Origin of the sequence: Microbispora sp. NBRC 16548 (assembly GCF_030268985.1) — a bacterium.
GTDB lineage: Bacteria > Actinomycetota > Actinomycetes > Streptosporangiales > Streptosporangiaceae > Microbispora > Microbispora catharanthi.
Genome location: NZ_BSSF01000008.1, coordinates 381,647 through 402,938, shown reverse-complemented (window position 1 = coordinate 402,938; position 21,292 = coordinate 381,647). Strand labels below are relative to the sequence as shown.

At 72.2% G+C, this 21,292-nt stretch carries 19 protein-coding genes; 16 read left to right on the top strand and 3 right to left on the bottom strand.

The window, feature by feature from the left end; genetic code table 11:
- The first annotated feature begins 30 nt into the window (after positions 1-30).
- A complete protein-coding gene (gene panD, locus QSK36_RS24490) occupies positions 31-456 on the top strand; it encodes an aspartate 1-decarboxylase (protein WP_183535153.1) in 426 nt (141 codons plus the stop codon).
- 177 nt (positions 457-633) lie between these two features.
- Here the strand turns inward: panD and QSK36_RS24485 are convergent, their stop codons facing one another.
- Complete coding sequence (locus tag QSK36_RS24485; protein ID WP_285784022.1) at positions 634-3,159, bottom strand: ATP-binding protein; 2,526 nt, start codon at positions 3,157-3,159, stop codon at positions 634-636.
- Positions 3,160-3,427: 268 nt separating this feature from the next.
- Between QSK36_RS24485 and QSK36_RS24480 the strand changes: the two genes are divergently transcribed.
- From QSK36_RS24480 to QSK36_RS24410, 15 genes are all read left to right on the top strand, one after another.
- Positions 3,428-3,688, top strand: a complete 261-nt coding sequence (locus QSK36_RS24480) for a Rieske (2Fe-2S) protein (protein WP_285784007.1) — start codon at positions 3,428-3,430, stop codon at positions 3,686-3,688.
- A gap of 183 nt (positions 3,689-3,871) precedes the next feature.
- Positions 3,872-5,644, top strand: a complete 1,773-nt coding sequence (locus QSK36_RS24475) for an aldehyde ferredoxin oxidoreductase C-terminal domain-containing protein (protein ID WP_285784006.1) — start codon at positions 3,872-3,874, stop codon at positions 5,642-5,644.
- A 159-nt stretch (positions 5,645-5,803) separates the two neighbouring features.
- Positions 5,804-6,844: a trypsin-like serine peptidase gene (locus QSK36_RS24470; RefSeq protein ID WP_285784005.1), complete on the top strand. Its 1,041-nt coding sequence runs from the start codon at positions 5,804-5,806 to the stop codon at positions 6,842-6,844.
- Positions 6,845-7,102: 258 nt separating this feature from the next.
- Positions 7,103-7,861 (top strand): SDR family NAD(P)-dependent oxidoreductase, encoded by a 759-nt coding sequence (locus QSK36_RS24465; RefSeq protein WP_285784004.1) that lies wholly within the window; start codon positions 7,103-7,105, stop codon positions 7,859-7,861.
- 2 nt (positions 7,862-7,863) lie between these two features.
- Positions 7,864-9,234: a class-II fumarase/aspartase family protein gene (locus QSK36_RS24460; protein WP_285784003.1), complete on the top strand. Its 1,371-nt coding sequence runs from the start codon at positions 7,864-7,866 to the stop codon at positions 9,232-9,234.
- Positions 9,231-10,178, top strand: coding sequence for a thiamine pyrophosphate-dependent dehydrogenase E1 component subunit alpha (locus QSK36_RS24455; RefSeq protein ID WP_183535164.1), 948 nt, complete (start codon positions 9,231-9,233; stop codon positions 10,176-10,178). Before QSK36_RS24460 ends, QSK36_RS24455 begins: the two co-directional genes overlap by 4 nt.
- A complete protein-coding gene (locus QSK36_RS24450; protein ID WP_285784002.1) occupies positions 10,171-11,154 on the top strand; it encodes an alpha-ketoacid dehydrogenase subunit beta in 984 nt (327 codons plus the stop codon). The genes QSK36_RS24455 and QSK36_RS24450 overlap by 8 nt, the downstream gene beginning before the upstream one ends.
- 79 nt (positions 11,155-11,233) lie before the next feature.
- On the top strand, positions 11,234-12,217 hold the full coding sequence (locus tag QSK36_RS24445; RefSeq protein WP_183535168.1) for a sugar ABC transporter substrate-binding protein: 984 nt from the start codon (positions 11,234-11,236) through the stop codon (positions 12,215-12,217).
- Positions 12,211-13,722 carry a sugar ABC transporter ATP-binding protein gene (locus tag QSK36_RS24440; RefSeq protein WP_285784001.1) on the top strand — a complete coding sequence of 504 codons (1,512 nt, stop codon included), beginning with the start codon at positions 12,211-12,213 and terminating at the stop codon, positions 13,720-13,722. Before QSK36_RS24445 ends, QSK36_RS24440 begins: the two co-directional genes overlap by 7 nt.
- Complete coding sequence (locus tag QSK36_RS24435; protein ID WP_285784000.1) at positions 13,712-14,995, top strand: ABC transporter permease; 1,284 nt, start codon at positions 13,712-13,714, stop codon at positions 14,993-14,995. The genes QSK36_RS24440 and QSK36_RS24435 overlap by 11 nt, the downstream gene beginning before the upstream one ends.
- Positions 14,992-15,456, top strand: a complete 465-nt coding sequence (locus QSK36_RS24430; RefSeq protein ID WP_183535172.1) for a VOC family protein — start codon at positions 14,992-14,994, stop codon at positions 15,454-15,456. The genes QSK36_RS24435 and QSK36_RS24430 overlap by 4 nt, the downstream gene beginning before the upstream one ends.
- 50 nt (positions 15,457-15,506) lie before the next feature.
- A complete protein-coding gene (locus tag QSK36_RS24425; protein WP_183535174.1) occupies positions 15,507-16,349 on the top strand; it encodes an amidohydrolase family protein in 843 nt (280 codons plus the stop codon).
- Position 16,350: 1 nt separating this feature from the next.
- Positions 16,351-17,436 carry a Gfo/Idh/MocA family protein gene (locus QSK36_RS24420; protein ID WP_285783999.1) on the top strand — a complete coding sequence of 362 codons (1,086 nt, stop codon included), beginning with the start codon at positions 16,351-16,353 and terminating at the stop codon, positions 17,434-17,436.
- Complete coding sequence (locus tag QSK36_RS24415; protein WP_285783998.1) at positions 17,433-18,434, top strand: LacI family DNA-binding transcriptional regulator; 1,002 nt, start codon at positions 17,433-17,435, stop codon at positions 18,432-18,434. The genes QSK36_RS24420 and QSK36_RS24415 overlap by 4 nt, the downstream gene beginning before the upstream one ends.
- Positions 18,435-18,507: 73 nt before the next feature.
- A complete protein-coding gene (locus QSK36_RS24410) occupies positions 18,508-18,708 on the top strand; it encodes a hypothetical protein (protein WP_285783997.1) in 201 nt (66 codons plus the stop codon).
- 187 nt (positions 18,709-18,895) lie between these two features.
- Here the strand turns inward: QSK36_RS24410 and rnhB are convergent, their stop codons facing one another.
- Both rnhB and QSK36_RS24400 read right to left on the bottom strand, forming a co-directional pair.
- Entirely contained in the window at positions 18,896-19,657 is a 762-nt protein-coding gene (gene rnhB / locus QSK36_RS24405) for a ribonuclease HII (RefSeq protein ID WP_285783996.1), read from the bottom strand.
- Between the two features lie 93 nt (positions 19,658-19,750).
- Positions 19,751-21,058, bottom strand: coding sequence for a cellulose binding domain-containing protein (locus tag QSK36_RS24400; protein WP_285783995.1), 1,308 nt, complete (start codon positions 21,056-21,058; stop codon positions 19,751-19,753).
- Between the last annotated feature and the right edge of the window lie 234 nt (positions 21,059-21,292).

The following is a 21,292-nucleotide window of genomic DNA, read 5'->3' as shown; positions in this document are numbered from 1 at the left end:
GGAGGGCCGTCCATACCCCGGTGGGAGATCATGTTCCGCACGCTGATGAAGTCGAAGATCCACCGCGCCACCGTCACGCAGGCCGATCTGCACTACGTCGGCTCGGTGACGATCGACGCGGACCTGATGGCCGAGGCCGACCTCGTCGAGGGTGAGAAGGTCGACATCGTCGACATCGACAACGGCAACCGGCTGTCCACGTACGTCATCGAGGGCCCGGCGGGCTCCGGGGTGATCGGCATCAACGGCGCCGCCGCCCGCCTCATCTCGGTCGGCGACCTCGTGATCATCATCGCGTACGCGCTGGTCGCCGAGGAGGAGGTCAAGGCGCTCAAGCCGCGTGTCGTCTTCGTCGACAAGGACAACAAGCCGCTGCACGTGGGCTCCGACCCCGCCGCCGTACCCGACGGCATGGGCCTGACCCCCGGCGACCTCGCTCCGCCCACCACCGCCTGACCTGCTCGCTCGGCATCGCTTCTCTTCACCTGTCGGATCCTGTCGGATCGCGCTCGCGCCAGGCGGTCAGAAACGGCGGTGGGGTCGCCCGGGATGCTCGGCCAGGCGCGGCTGTCCCCGGAGAGCGGCGGGGCCGGAAACCGGCTCGTCGATTCCGCACGCCGTGCTGCCGGGCCTTCATGAGAGGTGAGGCTTCACCGCCTGAATTTCCCTGAGGCGGGTGGCGACCCTGGCCTGTCCGGGCACCCGCAGACGGCGGTATATCACGAGGGCGGCGCGGAGACGGGCGAGGGCGGTGTCGCGGTCACCGATTCGGTCCGCACAGCGAGCGATGCCTTCGAGCGCTCGCCCTTCCTCCAGTGCGATGCCCACGTCGCGGGACAGGCGCAATGCCTCCCGGTAGACGGGCAGGGCCGCCTGTGGTCCTTCGGCGTCGGCCAGCAGGTCGGCCTTGCTGTTGATCGTCTCGGCCTGCCCGTGCGGGTCGCGGGCCTCCTGGAAGAAGAGCAGGGCCTCTTCCAGAAGCATGGCGGCGCCGCTGTGGTCGCCGTGTGCGTGGCGCAGGCGTCCCAGCTCATGGAGCACGTTGGCCTCGCCGTTCCGGTTGCCGTTGTGCCGGTAGAGATCCCCCGCCTGGTTCAGGAGATCCGCCGCCTGCGCCAGATCGCCGGTCGCGTGCCGGACATGTCCCAATTCGTAAAGGGTCGTGGCTATGGCGATGGGGTGTCCCTCTTGCCGATTGAGGACCAGCGCCCGATCCAAGAGGATGGCCGCCGATCCGAAGTCTCCGGTCACGTACCGGATGCGAGCGAGATCGATGCAGGTGATCGCTTCGCCGTGACGGTGACCGGCTTCGCAGACGATGCGCAGCTCTCGCTCCAGCAGATCGGCGGCGTGCGCGTAGTCCCCGGTCATCGTGTGGACACGGGCCAGGATCTGCAGGGATTTGGCCTCGGCGAGCCGGTCGCCGGTCTCCCTGCACAGGTGCACGGCGCGTTCTTGTAGTGCGGCGGCCTCGGCGTACTCGCCCATCATGTAGCGGATGCGGCCCAGGTCCTGCAACGCGGCCGCTTCGGCGGCGGACTCTTCAAGGCGGCGCGCCAAGGCAACCGCGGCGCTGTGCAGGGCTGCCGCGTGCTGCCAAGGGCCTTCGAGAAGGTGGAAGCAGGTCACGGCGGCGGTGAGGTCGAGAACGTGTGGTGCCAGGTCGTGGGTGGTGGCGTAGGCGAGGCAGGCCAGCAGGTTGGCGTTGTCGGAGCGCATCCAGGCCATGGCGGCGCCCGGGCCGGGGAACGGGGGGATCTGTCTGGGCGCCGGGGCTGCCGGCGTCCACTCCGCTCGCGCGTAGGGGATCACCTGGGCGCCAGCCGCCGCGGCGGCGTGCTCGTAATAGCCCAGCAACCGCTCGATCGCCTGTCCGGAGTCGTCGTGGTCGACCAATGCCTGGGCGTATGCGCGGAGCAGGTCGTGCATCCGGTAGCGGCCGGCGGCCGGCTCGTCGACGAGATGGTCGGTGTAGAGCGCTTCCAACTCGGCACGCGCCTGGCCTACGGAAATCCCCGCGAGTGCGGCGGTGGCGTAGGCGTCGACGTCGGTGCCGGGATGCAGGCTCAGGTGGCGGAACAGCCGTTGCCGTGCGTCGGGGAGGTCGCGGTAGGACATCTGGAACGCGGCGGCCACCGCCCGGTTGCCGCCTGACAGCTCGCCGAGCCGGTCACGGGTGCCGGCGAAGTCCACTGCGAAGTCGATGACGCGCCAGGCGGGATGGTGCGCCAGTCGCCCGGCAAGCAGGGCGATGGCCAGAGGGAGGTAGCCGCACAGGCGGACGAGCTCCGCCGCCGTGTCCGCTTCGGCACCGGTCAGCGGGCCGCGGTGCACGAGGCGGGCGAAGAGCTTGGCGGCCTGGTCCGGTGGCATGGTATCGAGGGTGAGTGGCGCCGCACCGTCAAGTGCGACCAGGCGGCGCCGGCTGGTGATCAGGACGAGGCATCCGGCCGCGCCCGGCAACAGCGGCTCGACCTGGTCATGGTCCGCGGCGTCGTCCAGGACCAGCAGCACTCTTCTGTCGGCAAGAAAGGCCCGCCAGCGTGCGGCTCGCGCGTGCAGTCCGTGGGGAATCTCGGCCGGAGGCGTGCCGGTGCCGGACAGGAGATCCGCGAGCACGCTGGCGGGGTCGGCTCGAGACATCCCTTGCGTGTGCGCGTGCAGATTCACGAACAGTTGCCCGTCGGGAAACGCGTCGGAGACCAGGTGGGCCGCATGTACCGCCAGCGCGGTCTTGCCCACGCCCGGCATGCCGTCGATGGTAAGCACTGTCGCAGTCCTGGGTGCCGCAGTGGCGGCGGCGATGAGGCGCCCCAACTCGCTGTCACGGCCCGTGAACGCCGCGATGTCCCGAGGCAGGGTGTGCAGGACCGCCGCGGACATCGGCGGCCGATCGCCGGGAAGCGGGCGCTCCTGCTTGGCGGCGGGCCGGTGACAGGACGCGGCCCGGCCGTAGACCAGGGTCGCCAGTTCGCCGCCGGTAGCCAGAGCCATGTCACAGCGGCGGGCGACGTCGTGGGTGAGCGGCTTCCTGCCGGTCTCTACCTTGCTGAGGTAGCCCTTGCTGTAGTGCGTCAGCCGGGAAAGCTCCCCGAGTGAAACGCTGCGCTGCTGCCGCAGTCGCCGTAGGTGTTCTCCCGGGCTCGCTCGCGGAGCCATGCGGCTCGGATCTGCATCAGCCACGGCCTGCTCTCCGTTTTCGTCTCCTCGTGAAAATGAGCCATTGCACAGAGTAATAGGCGTGATCGGCGCTACCAGGGAATTCGCATTCTTGTGGACTGTGTATGAATTTGTGTGGGTTTCCCGGTGGGCCCGCTTCCGAGGGTGACGGGAAACGCCTTTCCCCGCCGGGGCCTGCAGCAACACCATCGTCCCACCGGGTCCTGAGTCGCCCCGACTGTGGGCCGAAGAAGCGAGAGGAAAACCCATGTACGAGCGAATTCTCCTGCGGATCATCGTTACTGCCTCGGTGGCCCTGCTGGGCGCTGCGCTGTCGTTGACTGCGACCGCGCAAAGCGTGATATCGCGGGTCGAATTGGGCGGCGAGGTCGTATGCGCTTCCGGGACGACCGGTCAGGGCGGCGTCATCGACGCCTTCGCCTACCGCGATGGGCGTTGCCTGGACGACGGCGGGACGGGTCCGCGCTCCTTCCCCTGCGGCGGGTCGGCCTACCGGCGCCGACACTGAGGCGGTGGATGACGGCCCTGGTGTCCGCTGTCACCGATGCTGGTGGGGGGGTGTGGCTGCTCGGCCTGCGATGGCCGGGCAGCCGCGGCGGTCATCGGGGCGGGTCCGGCGGGGGCTGATGCTCCGAGATGAGGGCGAGTAGGTTATCCGCCACAATCGCACCCTTTGTGAGGAGTGTCACTCGTGCCCTTCGTCGTCGATCTCACCGACGGGTCCGTCGAGCGGGAGGACCGGTCCGCCGAGACCGGCCACTTCGGCGGGTCGATCCTCGGCCTGCGGCTTCTGGCCGAGCGCACCCCCGCCGGGCTCGACCCGTACGATCCCCGGGCCCTGCTGTACGTCGCGGCCGGCGTCCTCGGCGGCGCGGCCGCGCCGGGGCTCGCGAAGGCGGTGTTCCTGGCCAAGTCGCCGTTGACCGGGGTGGCGGGAGAGGCCCACGCGCTCGGGCCCTTCGCGGCCGGGATCCGAGGCGCGGGCGCCAAGGCGCTGGCGGTCACCGGCAGGGCGGCGCGGCTGTCGTACCTGCTGGTCGAGGACGGCCGGATCGGCGTCCACCCGGCCGAGGACCTGCGAGGCCTCGGCACCGCCGCCACCACGGACGCGCTGCGGGCGCGGCACGGCGAAGGTGCGCACGTCGCCGCCATCGGGCCGGCGGGGGAGAGCCTGGTCCGCTACGCGAGCGTGGTGACCGACTACGCCTACCCCGCGGCCCGGTACGGCCTCGGCGCGGTGCTCGGCGCCAAGAACCTCAAGGCGATCGTCTGCGTGGGGGACGCCCCGGCCGCCGTGGCCGACCCGCGCGCCCTGGCGGAGATCGCGGCCTTCTATCGCGCCGCGTTGCCCGGCAACGCGCTCGCGGCCTGGCAGCATGCCGATCCGGGGTTCGGCTCCTGGACGGGGGAGCCGCCCGCGCCCGGCTACCTGAGCGTGCGGAACTTCTCCCACACCGGCGACAGCGGGCTGCGCGTCCCGTCCGAGGCCGACTACGAGGGGCGTGCCGTGGCCACGCGCGGGAGTTGCCCCGGCTGCCCGAACGACTGCCTCAAGACGTACGCGCCGCTCGACGCGCCCGAGCGCAGGACCGGAGGGCTGGGTCAGGAGGCGTTCGCGTCCCTGGGCTGGAACCTCGGCGTCGACGACACCGGCGCGGTGCTCGCGCTGAACGCGCTGTGCAACGACCTCGGCCTCGACCAGGTCTCCTTCGGTGGCACGGTCGCCTTCGCGATGGAGTGCGCGGCCCGCGGCCTGCTCGCGGAAGGGCCTGCCTTCGGCGACGCGGCGGCGGTGACGGCGCTCGCCCACGAGGTCGCGGCCAGGAGTGGCGCCCTCGGCGACCTGCTCGCCGAGGGTTCGGCCCGCGCCGCGGGCACCCTTGGCGCCGTGCCGTACGCGATGACCGTGAAGGGCGCCGAGGTGCCGTGCTTCGACCCGCGGGTGCAGCCGGGCCTCGGCCTGGGTTACGCCGCCGCGCCCAACGGGCCGCGCTACGACGCCCTGGAGCACGACCTGGACTTCGAACCCGCAGGCGCGCTCGCCTACTGCCTGCCCGAGGCGGCGCGGATCGGCGCCGAGCCCGCGCCGGCCGGCCTGCTCGACGCCGCACGCGGGCGGCGCACCGCGCGCCTGCTGCGCCTGTGGAGCGCCCTCGACGCGTGGAACATCTGCCTGTTCGCGTCGTCGCCGACCAGGCCGCTGACGCTCGGCCACCTGACGGCGCTGGTCACCGCCGTCTCCGGGGCCGGGTGCACGCTGGACGACCTGCTCGCGGCGGGTGCCGCGCGCCTCGACCTCATGCGCGCGTACGCGCTGCGCGAGGGCGGCGGGCCCGACGAACTGCCGGCCCGGTTCCACGACGAGCCGGTCGCGGCCGGGCCGTACGCCGGGGCACGGCTGGCCCGGGAGGACTTCGCACCGGCGCTCGCCGCCTTCCACGCCGAACTCGGCTGGAATGCCTGACTGAAAATCACCGACATTGCACGGCAAGTTCTGAAATTTTCTTCACAGGATTCGGTGAAGTCGTTATGATCTTCCGTCTTGCCGGCGGCGCTGATCAGCCGGCCGCGTCCATGCCGGCGGGGCCCTCGGCGGTTCCCCGCGACTGATGGGAGATGGATTATGAGGCGTGCACTGGCGGCGTTGGGCATCGGCGTGGGTCTGCTGGGTTCCGCCGTCGTCTCCACCCCGGCTCAGGCCGCGAGCGTGGTGACGGCCCCCCTGGCCACCGACGTCTCGGCCGCTCAGCAGGCCGCCGCGTTCTGGTTGGCCGGCGGGGGAGCGAACCTGCAGAACGCCACGCCGTACGCCGTGCAGACCGAGGTCCACGCGGAACGCGTGTCCACCGGTGTCGTCGCGGACGGCAAGCCGGGCCTCGTCGGGGCGTCGCAGGACGTGCTCTCGAAGAAGGTGAAAACGCCCACGACCGTGGGCAAGGTGTTCTTCGTCGGTGCCGACGGTCAGCCGCACTGGTGCACGGCCACGGCCGTGCAGTCGTCCTATCGCAACGTCGTCGCCACGGCCGGTCACTGCGTGTACGACACCGAGCGCACCGGCGGCACGCTCGGCAAGTGGGTCTTCGTGCCCGGCTACTCGGGCGGCAAGACCCCGGGGGTCCTGTACGTCGGAAAGTACGCCTTCACCCACTACGACTTCGACGTGTACCGGGACTACGGCCGCGACGTCGCCTTCGTGAACGTGTACAACGGCGTTGTCCCCTCGTCCTCCGGGGGGCTGACCGACAGCGGGCGGCTGGGCGACAACGTCGGCGGGCAGGGCCTCGCCTACAACCAGCCGCCGGCTTCCTCGGTCGACGTCTTCGGCTACCCGGCCGGTCCCAACCCCGACGGAACCCGGCCCTACACGGGTGAGACCCTCGAGCGGTCCACCGGATCGACGTTCGCCATGACGCTCCTCGACCTCCTCGCCAATCAGCCCGTCGGCGTCGACTCCCCGTTCACCGGTGAAGGCTCCCTCGGCTCCTCGTGGCTGTACCGCTACAGCGGCGACACCCGCACCGGTTACCTGAACGGCATCACGATCAGCGTCTCCGACACCGACGGCGACAACCGCTACGACACCAGCGTCTCCCCGTACTTCGACGGCGAGGTGCTGGCGGTCTACTCCGAAGCCGCCAAGCTCTACACCGGCTCGATCGCATAGCCGTCCCGGCACTACCCGCCCCCGTCGCGCCCGCCCATCCCCCGGGTGCGACAGGGGCCTTTTTCATTTGTGACACTTCCGTTAATCACGCAAGAAAAACGATTGACCAACCTCTTGTCCGGTTTGTGAGGCCACTGCTATCGTCTGGTCAATCGTTTGACGAGTGCGGCGGACGGGTGGTGTACGAGGCCCGTCCCGTTCCCGCCGCACGGCCACCGGGACGCGACCGGGACGCAGAACCAAGGGAGACCATCGGGGATGGCAGTCACTATCGACCTGAGCGGGCGCACGGCGCTCGTGACCGGGGCCGCGGGAGGGCTCGGCGTCGCGTGCGCCCGGGCCCTCGCCGACGCCGGCGCGAGCGTCGTGCTGTCCGACCTGGAGGGGCCGCGGCTGGCCGAGGCCGCGGCCGCCGCCGGGGCGGAGGCCCGTGCGGCCGACATCGCCGACCCCGGCCAGGCCAGGGCGCTGGTGGACGGTCTCGACCGCGTCGACGTCCTGGTGAACTGCGCCGGCATCATGCGGACGACCCCGCTGCTGGAGGTCGAGGCGGACGAGTGGCGCAGGATCGTCGACGTCAACCTGAACGGCACCTTCTGGCTCACCCAGGCGGCCGGGCGGCGCATGGTGGAGCAGGGGAGCGGATCGATCGTCACCCTGGCCTCGGTCGCCGCCCGGTCGGGACGGCCGAACGCGGCGCACTACGCGGCCACCAAGACGGCCCTGCTGTCGCTGACGAAGTCGGCGGCGCTCGCGCTCGCCCCGGTGCGCGTCAACGCGGTCTGCCCCGGGGTCATCCTCACCCGCATGTGGGAGGAGATCATGGCCGACCGCGACGAGCACTTCGGCCCCGACGCCGGCGCCCGCTATCTCCAGGAGGTGAGCGACCGGTCGCCGCTGCGGCGGCCCGGCCGGCCCGAGGAGATCGCCGCGGCGGTGCTGTTCCTGGCCAGCGACCTCGCCTCGTTCGTCACCGGCCAGGCGCTCAACGTCGACGGCGGACTGGAGATGGACTGACCATGCAGACCTTCAAGCTCCTGCCGGAGCTGTTCGGCGACGCCGGAATGGCGACGATCTTCTCGGCCGAGCGGACCGTGCTCGCCTGGCTGCGGGTCGAGGCCGCGCTGGCGCAGGCGCAGGCCGACGCGGGAGTGATCACCGCCGCCGACGCCGAGGCCATCTCCGTCGCCTGCGTGCTGGACAACGTCGACGTCGAGCGCCTGTGGCGCGAGGCGGTGAACGTCGGCTACCCGATCCTGCCGTTGGTCCGCATGATCGCCGCGGCGCTGCCCGAGGGGCCGAACGGCCGCGTCCACTACGGCGCGACCACCCAGGACATCATGGACAGCGGCGTGGCACTGCAGATGGGCGAGGCCCTGGACCGGCTCGCCGCGCTGCTCGGCGCGTTCGGCGACACCCTCGCACGACTGGTCGAGGAGCACGCGGGCACCGTGATCGCCGCCCGCACCCACGCCCAGCAGGCCGTGCCCACGACGTTCGGGGCGAAACTCGCGGTGCTGCTGGCGGAGCTCACCCGCCAGCGTGAGCGGGTGAGGGCGGCCGGGCGCCGGGTCCGCGTCGTCTCGCTCTTCGGCGCAGGAGGCACCTCCGCCGCCATGGGCGAGCAGGCGGCCCAGGTCAGGAAGGGCATGGCCGTACGGCTCGGCCTCGCGGCGGCCGACGTGCCCTGGCACGTGTCCCGTGACGGCATCGCCGAGTTCGGCGTCACGTGCGCGAGCGTGGCGGCCACCGCCGCCCGATTCGCCCGCGAGGTGGTGGACCTGTCCCGCACCGAGGTCGGCGAGGTGCGCGAGGCGGGCGGCCACCATCGCGGCGCTTCGTCGACGATGCCGCAGAAGGCCAACCCGATCGGCTGCGAGGCCGTCATCGGCATGTCGGCCACGGCCGGGGCGCTCAGCTCGGCCCTGTTCCGGGCGATGGAGGCCGGCCACGAGCGGGCCGCGGGCGAGTGGCAGATCGAGTGGTACGCCGTCCCGCTGCTGGCCGAGCTGGCCGCCGGCGCGCTCGCCACGGCCGTCGAGGTGGCCGAGGGCCTGCGCGTGTTCCCCGACGCCATGCGGGCCAACCTCGACGCGGAGGGCGGGCTCATCATGGCGGAGGCGTACATGATGCGCCTGGCTCCGGCGCTCGGCCGGGAGCGGGCGCACGACCTCGTCTACCAGGCGGCGCACGAGGCGCGGGCCCGGCGCGGCACGCTGGCCGACACGCTGCGCGAGGTGGCGGGCCCCGGCGACCTGGCCACGCTCGGCCCGCTGCCGCTGCCCCCCGAGTCGTACGTCGGCGACGCCGAGGCGGTCTGCGTGGCCGCGCTCGCGGGATGGCGCGGCGAGGCAACCATGGACCACGACAACGAGGAGTCCGGCGAATGAGCGAGCGACGGCTTGCGGATCTGCTGGAGATGTGGCGCGTGCGCGCCTTCGAGGAAAAGGTGCGGGAGCTGCGCCTCGCGGGTCCGATCGTCGGGTCCGTCCACCTGTGCATCGGGCAGGAGGCGATCCCGGTCGGCGCCTGCGACGTGCTGGAGCCCGAGGACGCGCTGTTCGCGACCTACCGGGGGCACGGCTGGGCCCTCGCCAGGGGCGTGCCCGCCGAGCGGATGTTCGCCGAGCTGCTCGGCCGCCGGACCGGCGTCAACGGCGGCAGGGGAGGATCGGCCTACTTCACCGCCGCGGAGTACGGCTTCCACGGGGAGAACTCGATCGTCGGCGCCGGCGCCCCGATCGCCTGCGGTGCGGCGCTCGCCGGCCGCTACGACGGCTCCAACCGGGCCGCGGTGACGGTGTTCGGCGACGGCGCGATGAACCAGGGCGCGGTGCACGAGGCGATGAACTTCGCCGCCGCCTTCGCCCTGCCCGTGGTCTTCGTCTGCGAGAACAACCGCTACTCCGAGCTGACCCCGATCGCCGACATGGTCCGCTCGAGCAGGCTCGCCGACCGCGCGGCGGCGTACGGCATGCCGGGCTACCGCATCGACGGCAACGACGTGGAGGCCGTCCGCTTCCACGTGCGCGACGCGCTGGAGGTCGCCAAGGAGAACGGCGGCCCGACGCTGCTGGAGTGCATGACCGAGCGCATCGTCGGCCACTACATCGGCGATGCGGAGAACTACCGCAAGCCGGGCGAGATGGACCGCATCAGGGCGCGGGAGCCGATCGCCCGGCTGCGCGCGGGCCTGCTCGCCGACGGGGTGCCGGCCGCCGAGATCGACGCGGTCGAGGCCCGCGCGAGAGCCGAGATGGAGACCGCCGCCGCGGCGGCGCTGGCCGCGCCGTTCGCCGACCCCGCGACCGCGAGGGAGCACCTCTATGCCTGAGACCCGGAAACTGAACTACGGCGAGGCCGTCAACGCCGCGCTGCACCGCCTCATGACGGAGCTGCCCGAGACCCTCGTGTACGGCGAGGACGTCGGCCTTCCCGGAGGCGTGTTCGGCGTCACCCGGGGGCTGCGCAAGCAGTTCGGCGACCGGGCCTTCGACACGCCGATCAGCGAGTCGGCCATCCTGGGCAGCGCGGTCGGCGCGGCCATGATGGGCCGCCGTCCGATCGTCGAGATCATGTGGGCCGACTTCTCGCTGGTGGCGCTCGACCAGATCGTGAACCAGGCGGCCAACGTCCGCTACGTCTCCGGGGGCCGGTTGAAGGCGCCGATGACGATCCGCACCCAGCAGGGCAACGCCCCGGGCGCGTGCGCCCAGCACTCGCAGTGCCTGGAGGCGCTGTTCCTGCACGTCCCCGGGCTGCGGGTGTGCATGCCGTCCACACCGCAGGACGCCTACGACCTGCTCGTGACCGCGGTGCACTGCGACGACCCGGTCCTCGTCATCGAGAACAGGAGCCTCTACTTCGGCGCCAAGGAGGAGGTGACGGTCGGGGGCCCGGTCCAGCCCATGGGCGGGGCGCGGGTGCGCCGTCACGGCTCCGACGTCACGGTGGTCACCTGGGGCGCGATGACCGCGCGGGTGCTCGACGCCGCCGATGCGCTGGCCGCCGACGGCATCGAGGCGGAGGTGCTGGAGACGCCCTGGCTCAACCCGTTCGACACCGAGGCCGTGCTCTCGAGCGCCGGCCGCACGGGCAGGCTCGCGGTCGTCCACGAGGCCAACGTGACCGGCGGGTTCGGGGCCGAGGTCGTGGCGCGGGTCGCAGGGGCGGGCGTCCCGCTGGTGGCGCCGCCCATCCGGGTGGGGGCGCCCGATGTCCGGATGCCGGCCGCGCCGATCCTGGCGCAGGCGCTGCTGCCGGACACCGATCGCATCGCGGGGGAGGTGCGAACGCTCGTCAAGAGCTGAGTGCCCTTGAGTGAGCACGTCATGAAATGTCATCACCCGATTTGAGCAAACGATTGACCTCCCCTGAGCAGGAGAAACAATGAAGAAGGCACTCATCGTCGTGGCCGCCCTGGCGGTCGGCGCGACGGCCTGCGGCGGCTCCGGCGGCTCCGGCGCCTCCCAGGCCGCCTCGGAGAAGAAGGAATACACGATCGGCGTCTCCAACCTCGGCCTGAGCTTCCCGTTCCCCTCCGCCATCGGCAAGGGCATCAAGGACGAGGCCGCCAAGCTCGGCGTGAAGATCACCGAGCTGGACGCCCAGGGCAAGGCCGACAAGCAGAGCAACGACGTGCAGGACCTCATCGCGCAGCAGCCGGACGGCGTGCTGCTGCTGCCCGTGGACTCCGGCGTCGCCCAGGGCCTCGCCGACAAGCTCAAGGCGTCGAACATCCCGACCGTGGCCGTCGCGTCCCAGGTCGGCGATCCCAAGACCCGTCAGCTCAAGGACGTCTACCCCGGCCTGGTCGCGCTCGTCACGCAGGACGAGCCCGCCGCCGGGGGCAAGGCCGGCGAGATCGCGGCCCAGATCCTCCCCGAGGGCGGCAAGATGGCCGTGGTCGAGGGCGCGGCCGGCTTCGCCGAGGTCGTCCTGCGTTACCAGGACTTCCCGAAGGCCGCCGAGGCGAAGGGTGCGAAGTTCGAGGTCGTGGCCCGCCAGCCCGGCGACTGGGTGCAGGACAAGGCCCAGTCGGCCTGCCAGAACATGCTCGCCTCCAACCCCGACGTCACGCTGTTCTACGCCGAGTCTGACGACATGGCGGTCGGCTGCGCCAAGGCCGTGAAGTCGGCCAACTCCACCGCGAAGATCGTGGGCATCGGCGGCAGCAAACTCGGCGTCGACGCCGTCACCTCCGGCGAGATCGCCGGCACCGTCTGCTTCAAGCCCGAGGACCTCGGCAAGCTCGCCCTCGACACGCTGTACAAGCACCTGACCGGCGAGCAGAAGCAGGACGCCGCCTTCGTGACGTACGACACCCCGGCCATCACGAAGGACAACGTCGCCGACTGCACGCCGCAATGGTAGACACCCCGCTGCTGTCCCTCGAGGGCGTCGGCAAGTCGTTCCCCAACGGCACCGTCGCCCTCCGGGGAGCGCGGCTCACGGTCCTCCCCGGCAGCGTGCACGGTCTGGTCGGGGCCAACGGCGCGGGCAAGTCCACGATGATCAAAATCATCGCCGGGGCGCACGCGCCGACGGCGGGCACGGTCCGCTGGAAGGGCGAGGAGGTCGTCTGGCGCGATCCCGGCGCGGCCAGGAAGGCCGGCGTCGCCACGATCATGCAGCACGTCCCGCTCGCGCCCACGCTGACCGTGCTGGAGAACGTCTTCCTCGGCGCCCCCGGGCCGTGGCGGCTGCCGCGCGCCCGCCGCCGGGAGTTCGACCGGCTGCTCGAGCGGGTGCGCTACGAGATCGACCCGGACGCCGAGGTGGCCGGCCTGGCCATCGGCGAGCGGCAGATGGTCGCCATCCTGCAGGCGCTCGCCATCGGCGCGAACCTCGTCGTCATGGACGAGCCGACCGCCTCGCTCGCCGAGGGCGAGCGCCAGGTGGTGTTCGACGTGGTGCGCAGGCTCTCGGCGCAGGGCACCGCCTTCCTCTACGTGTCCCACTTCCTCGACGAGGTGCTGTCGCTCACCGACCGGGTGACCGTGCTGCGGGACGGCACCGTGGTGGAGGAGGGCCCGACCGCCGCCTATGACGAGGACCGGCTGGTCCAGGCCATCGTCGGGCGGGACCTGCTCGCGGCCGAGCGGCGCGCCCCGGCCCCCGTCGCCGCCGACGCCCCGGTGGCCCTCGCCGTACGGAACCTCAGCTCGCCGGCCGGGGTGCGCGACGTGTCGTTCGAGGTGCGCCGCGGCGAGGTGGTCGGCATCGCGGGCCTGCTCGGATCCGGCCGGTCGGAGATCCTGCACGCGGTGTACGGTGCGGACTCCCGCGCCCGCGGCGAGGTCCTGGTGGACGGCCGTCCGGTGCGGCGCGGACCCCGCGCGGCGGTCGCCGCCGGGATGGCCCTCGTCCCCGAGGACCGCAACGCCCAGGGGATCGTGGGCGCGTTCCCCATCTGGAAGAACATCTCCCTGCCCGATCTCACGTCGCTGTCGTCGGCGCGGGCGCTGCCGAGGGAGGCGGCCGAGACCGGGCGCGCCGAGCGGGCCATCCGCGACCTCGGCATCGTCTGCCCCGGCCCCGAGGCGCTGGTCACCGAGCTGTCCGGTGGCAACGCACAGAAGGTCGTCTTCGGCAAGTGGCTGTACGGCGGGGCCCGGGTGTTCATGCTCGACGAGCCCACGGCCGGAGTCGACGTCGGGGCCAAGGCCGACATCCTCGACCTGGTCCGCAGGTTCGCCGCCGAGGGCGGCGCCGTGCTCGTGGTGAGCAGCGAGTTCGAGGAGATCCTCGCGGTGGCGACGCGCGTGCTCGTCGTCCGCGAGGGCCGGGTCGTCGCGGAGCGACCGGCGCACGAGACATCCGAGGAGGAGTTGCTGATGCTGGCCAACGGATTCGGAGGTGCGCACGATGCCGCCTGAGAGCGCGGGAAGCAGCGCGGGCGGCGCCGCGGGAGGCGCGGCGCGCGGGAAGACGTTCGGCGCGCGTGCCGCCGCCGCGCTGCGCCCCGGCAACGCGGGCGTCGTCTACGCCCTCGTGCTGATCGTGGCCGTGCTGACGCTGCTGTCGAGCCAGATGGGGCGGCCGAGCTACCTGTCGCCGACCAACGTCATCAACATCCTCGACCAGTCGTCGCTGGTCGCGATCCTCGCGGTGTTCACCACCGTGGTGCTGATCAGCGGCAACTTCGACCTGTCCATCGCGTCGGTGTCGGCCTTCGGCGCGGCGATGGCGCTCAGCCTGGTCGGCTCGCTCGGCCTGCCGCTGGCGATGGCCGTCGCGCTGGCCGCCGGGCTCGTCTGCGGCGCGGTGAACGGCCTGATCGTGCAACTGGTCGGCATCAACGCGTTCATCGTGACGCTGGGCACGATGACGGCCGTACGCGGCCTGGTGCTGATCCTGACCGACGGCCGCACGATCACGGCGAAGGACCCGGAGGCGCAGCGGGCGCTGATCGCGCTGCAGTCGGGCTACTGGACGGTCCCGCACATCCTGGCGGTCCTCGGGGTGGCGGCGCTGGTCGTCGGCGCCGTCGTGGCCCTGCTCGCCCGCCGCTCCGGCGGCGGCCCGCTCAAGGGCGCGGTGATCGCGGCGGCCGGGCTGGTCGTGGCCGTGCTCGACCCCGTGCTCGGCTTCGAGCTGCGGCTCAGCAAGCCCACCTACTACCTGATCGTCATCGCCGGCGTCACCTGGGCGGTGCTGCGCTACACGGTGATCGGCCGCCGGCTGTACGCCGTGGGCAGCAACGCCGAGGCGGCCCGGCTGTCCGGCATCAACGTCAACCGCTACCGGATCGGCGCGTTCGTCCTGAACGGGCTCGGCTCGGGCTTCGTCGGCGTGCTGTTCGCGGCGAAGCTGCTGGCCATCAACCCCACGGGTTTGCAGGGCACCGAGCTGACCGTGCTCGCCGCGGCGATCCTCGGCGGCACCTCCCTGTTCGGCGGGTTCGGCAGCGTGCTGAAGTCCGTCGTCGGCGCGCTCATCCTGTTCACGCTCGACAACGGCTTCAACGTGCTCAACCTGGGCGCCAACTACCAGGGCGTGATCGTCGGCACGGTGGTCATCGTGGCCGCGGCCATCTACACGATCGCCGGCCGCCAGCGGCAGGTCCGCAGGGTGCGCGACTCGGGAGCCGCACCGCAACCGCCGGAGGAGTCCGGCGTGGAGCCGGCGAGACAGGAGTCGCTGCGATGAGAGGCGTGTGGCACTTCTCGTTCACGGTCGCCGACCTCGACAGGTCCGTCGCCTTCTACCGCGACCTGCTCGGGTTCACCCTCGTGCACCGGCAGGACCAGGACAACGACTACACCCGCAGGCTCGTGGGCTACCCCGACGCGGTGCTGCGCATCGCCCAGCTCGCCGTGCCGGGCCAGCCCAGGGGCGTGTCCACCCACGACCTGGAGCTGGTGGAGTACGTACGGCCGCGAGGGGAGGCGCGCGACCCGTCCCGGCACCTGCCCGGCGCGGCGCACCTCGCGCTCACGGTCGAGGACGCGCTCGCCGAGCACGCGCGGCTGACGGCGGCCGGGGTACGGTTCGTCTCGCCGCCCAACGCCATCACGGCGGGGATCAACGCGGGGGGCTACGCCTGCTACTTCCTCGACCCCGACGACATCACGCTTGAGCTGGTCCAGCCGCCGTTGACAGGCCGCTGACCCGCGTCTAGCTTGTGCAGGCTCAACCGATTGATCTTGAGGAGGGGCGGATGCCCGTCATCGATGCGCATCAGCATTTCTGGAACCTGGAGACCGGTTCCTACCCCTGGCTGACGCCCGAGGCCGGGCCGATCCACCGCACCTTCGAGCCGGAGGAGCTGATCCCGCAGCTCGCCGAGGCCGGGGTCGATCACACGGTGCTCGTCCAGGCGATGGACTCCTACGCCGACACCGACGCCATGCTCGCGCAGGCCGACGCGTACGACTTCGTGGCGGCGGTGGTCGGCTGGGTGCCGCTGGAGCGGCCGGACGAGGCGGCGCAGGCCCTGGAGCGATACCGGAGGCACCCGAAGTTCGCCGGAGTCCGTCACCTCATCCACGACGACCCCGACCCCGACTGGCTGCTGCGCGACGCGGTGATCGAGGGCCTGGGGGTGCTCGCCGAGGCGGGCCTGCCGTTCGACGTGGTCGCCGTGCTGCCCCGCCACCTGGAGCACGTGCCGGTGCTGGCCGAGCGGATCCCCGGGCTGCGGATGGTGATCGACCACCTGGCCAAGCCGCCCATCAAGGACAAGGGCTGGGAGCCGTGGGCGGGCCTGATCGCCCGCGCCGCCGAGTATCCCCAGGTGTACGCCAAGGTGTCGGGGCTCAACACCGCCGCCGACCCGGAGAACTGGGCGGCGGACGACCTGCGGCCGTACGTGGACCACGCGATGGAGCTGTTCGGCCCCGAGCGGCTGATGTTCGGCGGCGACTGGCCCGTCTCGATCCTCGCCGGTGACTACGGCATGGTGTGGCGCGAGACCAACGTGCTGCTCGGCGGCCTGCCCGAGGCCGACCGCGCGGCCGTTCTCGGCGGCACGGCCGCCCGCTTCTACCGAATCGAGGTGTGACGTGCTGGACGTCTTCGCGCCGATCGCGGCCGCCGCCGACCTGGCGATCCCCGAGGCGCACCGGCTGCCGATCGCGGTCGTGGGCGCCGGGGCGATCGTCGACGTGGCCCACCTGCCGGCGTACCGGAAGGCCAGGCTGGAGATCGCCGGGATCTTCGACCTGAACGCGCAGCGCGCCCACGAGGTCGCCGGGCGGCACGGCGTGCCCCGGGTGTACGGCACGCTGGAGGAACTGCTCGCCGACGAGCGGGTGGCCGTCGTGGACATCGCGGTGGCGCCGGCCGCGCAGCCCGGCATCGCGAGGGCCGCTCTGGAGGCCGGCAAGCACCTGCTGTGCCAGAAGCCGTTCGCACCCGACCTCGCGACCGGGCGGGAGATCGTCGCCCTGGCCGCGGAGCGCGGGCTGAAGGCGGCGGTCAACCAGCAGCTGCGCTTCGACGAGGGCATCGCCGCCGCCCGCGCCATGGTGAGGGAGGGCTGGATCGGCGAGCCGACGGCCATGACCTTCACCGTGAACATCTTCACCGACTGGAGCGCCTGGGACTGGCTCGTCTCCACCGACCGGCTGGAGATCGTCTACCACTCCATCCACTACCTGGACGCCGTCCGCTCGATCCTCGGCGACCCCGAGACGGTGTTCTGCACCGGCAGCCGTACGGCGGGGCAGGTCGCCAAGGGCGAGACGCGCACGATGAGCGTGCTGGTCTACCCCGGTGACGTGCGCGCCCTGGTCCACGCCCACCACGAGAACCGCACCGGCGACTACGAGGCGGCGTTCCGCATCGACGGCACCGAGGGCGCGATCAGGGGCACCCTCGGGCTGCTGTACGACTACCCGCACGGCCGCCCCGACACGCTGGAGGTCAGCAGCCGCGTGCTGCCCACCGACGGCTGGCTGCCCTATCCGGTGACCACCCGGTGGCTGCCGGACGCGGTCGCGGGGCCGATGGGGTCGCTGCTCGCGGCGATCGCCGAGGGCGGCGAGCCGGAGACGGCGGCGGCCGACAATCTAGGCACACTTCGTCTCATGGAGGCGCTGTACCAGTCCATGGAGACCGGCGAAAGCCGGCGGCCGGGGGCGTTGTGAAGCGCGCCCGGGTGACGCTCGCCGACGTCGCCGCGCTGGCGAAGGTCGACCGTGCCGTGGTTTCGCGGGTGGTCAACAACGACCCCGCGCTCAGCATCCGGCCGGAGACGCGCGAGCGGGTGCTGGCCGCGGTGGCGCAGCTCGGCTATCGGCCCAACGCCGCGGCCCGCAGCCTGCGCACGGCCCGTGCGCACATGTTCGGCCTGTTCCTCCCCGACTTCGCCAACCCCGTGTACGCGGAGATCATCAAGGGCGCGGAAGCGGCGGCGGCCGGACTCGGCTGCGTGCTGGTGACGGGCAGCTCCACCGGGGCCGGGCTCGGCGGCTACATGGACCTGCTCGGGCAGGGCCGCATCGACGGCCTGCTGCTGGCCGGGGCCGAGGGCGAGTCGGAGCTGCTCGCGCAGCTCGACCGGATGGCCGTGCCGTGGATCATGCTCAACCGCAGGAGCCCGGCCGTGAAGCGTTACGTCATCCTCGACGACGAGCGGGCCGCCCGGCTCGCGGTCGAGCACCTCGTGGGGCTGGGGCACCGCAGGATCGCCCACCTGGCCGGTCCCGAGGGCGCCGACACCGCGCTGCGCAGGTCGGCGGGGTGGCGCGCGGCCATGCGCGACGCGGGCCTGCCCGACGGACCGATCGTCGCGGCCGACTACACCCCGGCGGGCGGGGCCGCGGCGATGGCCGCGCTGCTCGCCGCCCCCGAGCCGCCGACCGCCGTCTTCGTCGCCAACGTCGCCTCGGCGATCGGCGCGATGGAGTCCGTACGGGAGGCGGGGCTGGACATCCCCCGGGACGTCTCGATGGTGGCGGTGCACGACCTCGACCTGGCGAGCTACCTCGCGCCCCCGCTCACCACGGTCCGCATGCCGCTCGCCGAACTGGGCCACAGAGGTGTCGAGCTGCTCGGCAGCCTCAAGCCGGACGACAGCGTGGCCGAGGTGCTCGACGGCCCCATAGCGCTGATCGCCCGCCACTCCACCGCCCCGCCGCGCTGACGTCGCCTCCCCCGCCGGCTAGTCAGGGCGTGTCGAACGCTTCACGGACCTCTACGACCGGCATTACCGGGCGGTGCTGGAATACGCGCTGCTGCGCGCGGTCGACGCAGGGCGCTGGTCGATCGCATCGTCGCGCGCCGGGCTCGGGGCAGTGATCATCGCTCCCCACGTGGTCCCGCAGCCCGGACCGGCCCCCTCCGCCGCGCTCTCGCGGACCGTCGGCACCCGTCCCACCGCCCTCGACGCCCGTAGCGTGCTGCTGGCCGCCGCCTAGAGCGCGTCGAGGATTCCGGCGGGCTCCGGCCGCTACTGGTACACCCGCGAGCGCACCTTCAGCCGGGTCCGGGTGGACGACGACGCGTACGTCGCCAAGCTGAAGGCCCTGGCCCTGACCGCGCTGGGCGAGCGCACCGATTCGTGGGGGCGCCGGGCCATGCCGCAACCGGCCTGCCGCCGGGGCGTCAGAGGAGGGTCATCTGACCGGAGCCGGCGAAGGGGTCGCGGTGCTTGCGCAGGTGCCGCCACTGGGGGAGGTCGTCGAGGTACGACCACGAGAGGCGGTGGTGCGGGGTCGGCCCCATCTCCGCCAGCGCCTGCTGGTGGACGGGGGAGGGGTAGCCCGCGTTGGCGGCGAAGCCGTACGCCGGATGCTCCTCGCCGATCTCCGCCATCAGGCGGTCGCGGTGGACCTTGGCCAGCACCGACGCGGCGGCCACCGACACCGATCGCTGGTCGGCCTTGACTTCGCACCGCACCCGCCACGGCCGGCCGAGGAAATCGTGCGCGCCGTCGAGGAGCACCACGTCGGGCCGCAGGGGCAGGGCCTCCAGCGCCCGGCACGCGGCCCGGCGCAGCGCCTCGGTCATGCCGACCTCGTCGATCTCCTCCGGTCCGGCCTCGCCGTACGCGTGACAGGTGAGCCAATCCGGCAGGACCGCCGCGAACGCCTCGCGCTGGGCCGGACCGAGCAGTTTGGAATCGGTCAGCCGGACCGTGCGCTCCCCGCGTCCCGGCAGCTCGGGCGGCGGGCCGAAGGCGGTGACGGCCGCGCACACCACCGCCGGGCCCGCCCACGCGCCGCGGCCGACCTCGTCCACGCCCGCGATGTGGACCGCCCCCGCGACACGCAGCTCGTCCTCGATCTCGTATCCGGCCGCCCGCCGCGGCGGTAGGGCGAGCGCGGAGTCAGTGCCGGGTTCAAGCCCGGGCAGCGCGTCGGTCATCCCGCCATCATCTCAGGCATCTTCCAAGCTGATCGGGAAAGTCGGACGGTGCGCTCGTCCAGCGGTGACGGAGACGGCGTCAGTCGCGGCGTGTCACGTCGTCGTGCAGGCGCTTCCGTTGAGGGTGAAGGCGGCCGGTTTGGGATTCTCACCGGTGTAGGCGCCGTTGAAGCCGAGATACAGCGACTGGCCCGGCTTGATGGTCTTGTTCCATTCGTAGTTCTCGGCCGTGACAGCGGTGCCGGACTGGGTCCAGACGGCCGACCATCCGTTGGTGACCCGCTGGGAGGCGAGCGGGAAGCTGAAGCCGAGTTTCCATCCGTCGATGCCGGCGGTGCCGGTGTTGGTGATCGTGACGGTGGCGGTGAATCCGCTGCCCCATGTGGTGGTCGCGTACGTCACCCTGCACCCGGACCCGGCCGACGGGGACGGCGACGGGCTGGGGGACGGCGACAGGCCGAGGGACGGCGACGGGCTGGGTGAGGACGTTCCCCCGGGCTGCGCGATGGCCGTGTACGGCGCCGACGGGTTGCTCAGGTTTCCGGCGGCGTCGCGGGCGACGACCTGGAAGGTGTACGGCTTGCCTCCTTCGAGGCCGGAGACGATGTCACGGGGCGTGCCGTTCTCGCCCTCGTAGGCGTAGCCGTGGTCGGTCCGGCGGAACAGGTCGTAACGGGGCGGGACTCCGCTGTCGTCGCTGACGGTGTACCAGGCGAGGAAGACTCCGCCGGGTATGTCCATCCCGGTCACGGAGGTCAGCCCGGTCGGGGTGCCGGGCGGCGTCGTGTCCGTCCCGGGGCTCGGGCTGGCGGCGGGCGGCTCGACCATGGCCCGGGCGCGGACCAGGTCGGAGGGTGCGCTGAGGTTGCCCGCGCGGTCCCGGGCCACCACGTAGAACAGGTAGTCGCGCCCCGCCGTGAGGCCGGGGACGATCGCTGTGACCTGGTCGGCCCGCATGTCGAGCGTGGCCTGCTGCGCGCGCTGGAAGGCGCCGCCGGTCCACACGTAGACCTCGTAGGTGGAGATCCCGACGTCGTCCGTGGACGGCGGCCAGAGCAGGCCGACCGCGCCGTTGACGTAGACGCTCTGTGTGGCCAGGCCCTCGGGGCGGGTCGGCGGGGTCCGGTCGACCGGTGACGGGCTGGGCGGCGGGCTGGAGGGCGGCATGCCGCTCAGATAGTTCGCACTGGCCGTCAGTTCGTTCGACGGCGGGCCCGCGTTCCCCGCCGCGTCCCTGGCGACCACTCGGAACGTGTACAACTGCCCCAGGGTGAGGCCGCTGACGATGGAACCCGGATCGGTCGTGGTCCGGATGGTGGTGAAGGCGCCGCTCTGCTTCACCTGGATGTCGTAGCCGGTGACGCCGACGTCGTCGGTCGCGGCGCCCCAGCACAGCGACACGCCGATGCCGAGGCTCGATCCGGGGGCCGCGGGCAGGGGACAGTCCCGCAGCGTCCCCGGCGCGCTGGGCGGCGTGGTGTCCTCGGCCGCCGCGGAGGCCGGGGGAGGGCCGCGGCGGCGAGGGCGAGCCCGGCGCCTGCGAGGCCGGCCCCCAGGAGAGCGGCTCGCACAGCTGCGGCTTTACCGAGACCCTGGACGGACATGGAAGTCACCTCTCTGCGGACGGTCCGGCGC

Bases quoted from the DNA above. Each gene is read 5' to 3' on its own strand.
- panD (WP_183535153.1), top strand. From the start codon at position 31: ATGTTCCGCACGCTGATGAAGTCGAAGATCCACCGCGCCACCGTCACG.
- QSK36_RS24485 (WP_285784022.1), bottom strand. From the start codon at position 3,159: ATGGCTCCGCGAGCGAGCCCGGGAGAACACCTACGGCGACTGCGGCAG.
- QSK36_RS24480 (WP_285784007.1), top strand. From the start codon at position 3,428: ATGTACGAGCGAATTCTCCTGCGGATCATCGTTACTGCCTCGGTGGCC.
- QSK36_RS24470 (WP_285784005.1), top strand. From the start codon at position 5,804: ATGAGGCGTGCACTGGCGGCGTTGGGCATCGGCGTGGGTCTGCTGGGT.
- QSK36_RS24465 (WP_285784004.1), top strand. From the start codon at position 7,103: ATGGCAGTCACTATCGACCTGAGCGGGCGCACGGCGCTCGTGACCGGG.
- QSK36_RS24460 (WP_285784003.1), top strand. From the start codon at position 7,864: ATGCAGACCTTCAAGCTCCTGCCGGAGCTGTTCGGCGACGCCGGAATG.
- QSK36_RS24455 (WP_183535164.1), top strand. From the start codon at position 9,231: ATGAGCGAGCGACGGCTTGCGGATCTGCTGGAGATGTGGCGCGTGCGC.
- QSK36_RS24450 (WP_285784002.1), top strand. From the start codon at position 10,171: ATGCCTGAGACCCGGAAACTGAACTACGGCGAGGCCGTCAACGCCGCG.
- QSK36_RS24445 (WP_183535168.1), top strand. From the start codon at position 11,234: ATGAAGAAGGCACTCATCGTCGTGGCCGCCCTGGCGGTCGGCGCGACG.
- QSK36_RS24440 (WP_285784001.1), top strand. From the start codon at position 12,211: ATGGTAGACACCCCGCTGCTGTCCCTCGAGGGCGTCGGCAAGTCGTTC.
- QSK36_RS24435 (WP_285784000.1), top strand. From the start codon at position 13,712: ATGCCGCCTGAGAGCGCGGGAAGCAGCGCGGGCGGCGCCGCGGGAGGC.
- QSK36_RS24430 (WP_183535172.1), top strand. From the start codon at position 14,992: ATGAGAGGCGTGTGGCACTTCTCGTTCACGGTCGCCGACCTCGACAGG.
- QSK36_RS24425 (WP_183535174.1), top strand. From the start codon at position 15,507: ATGCCCGTCATCGATGCGCATCAGCATTTCTGGAACCTGGAGACCGGT.
- rnhB (WP_285783996.1), bottom strand. From the start codon at position 19,657: ATGACCGACGCGCTGCCCGGGCTTGAACCCGGCACTGACTCCGCGCTC.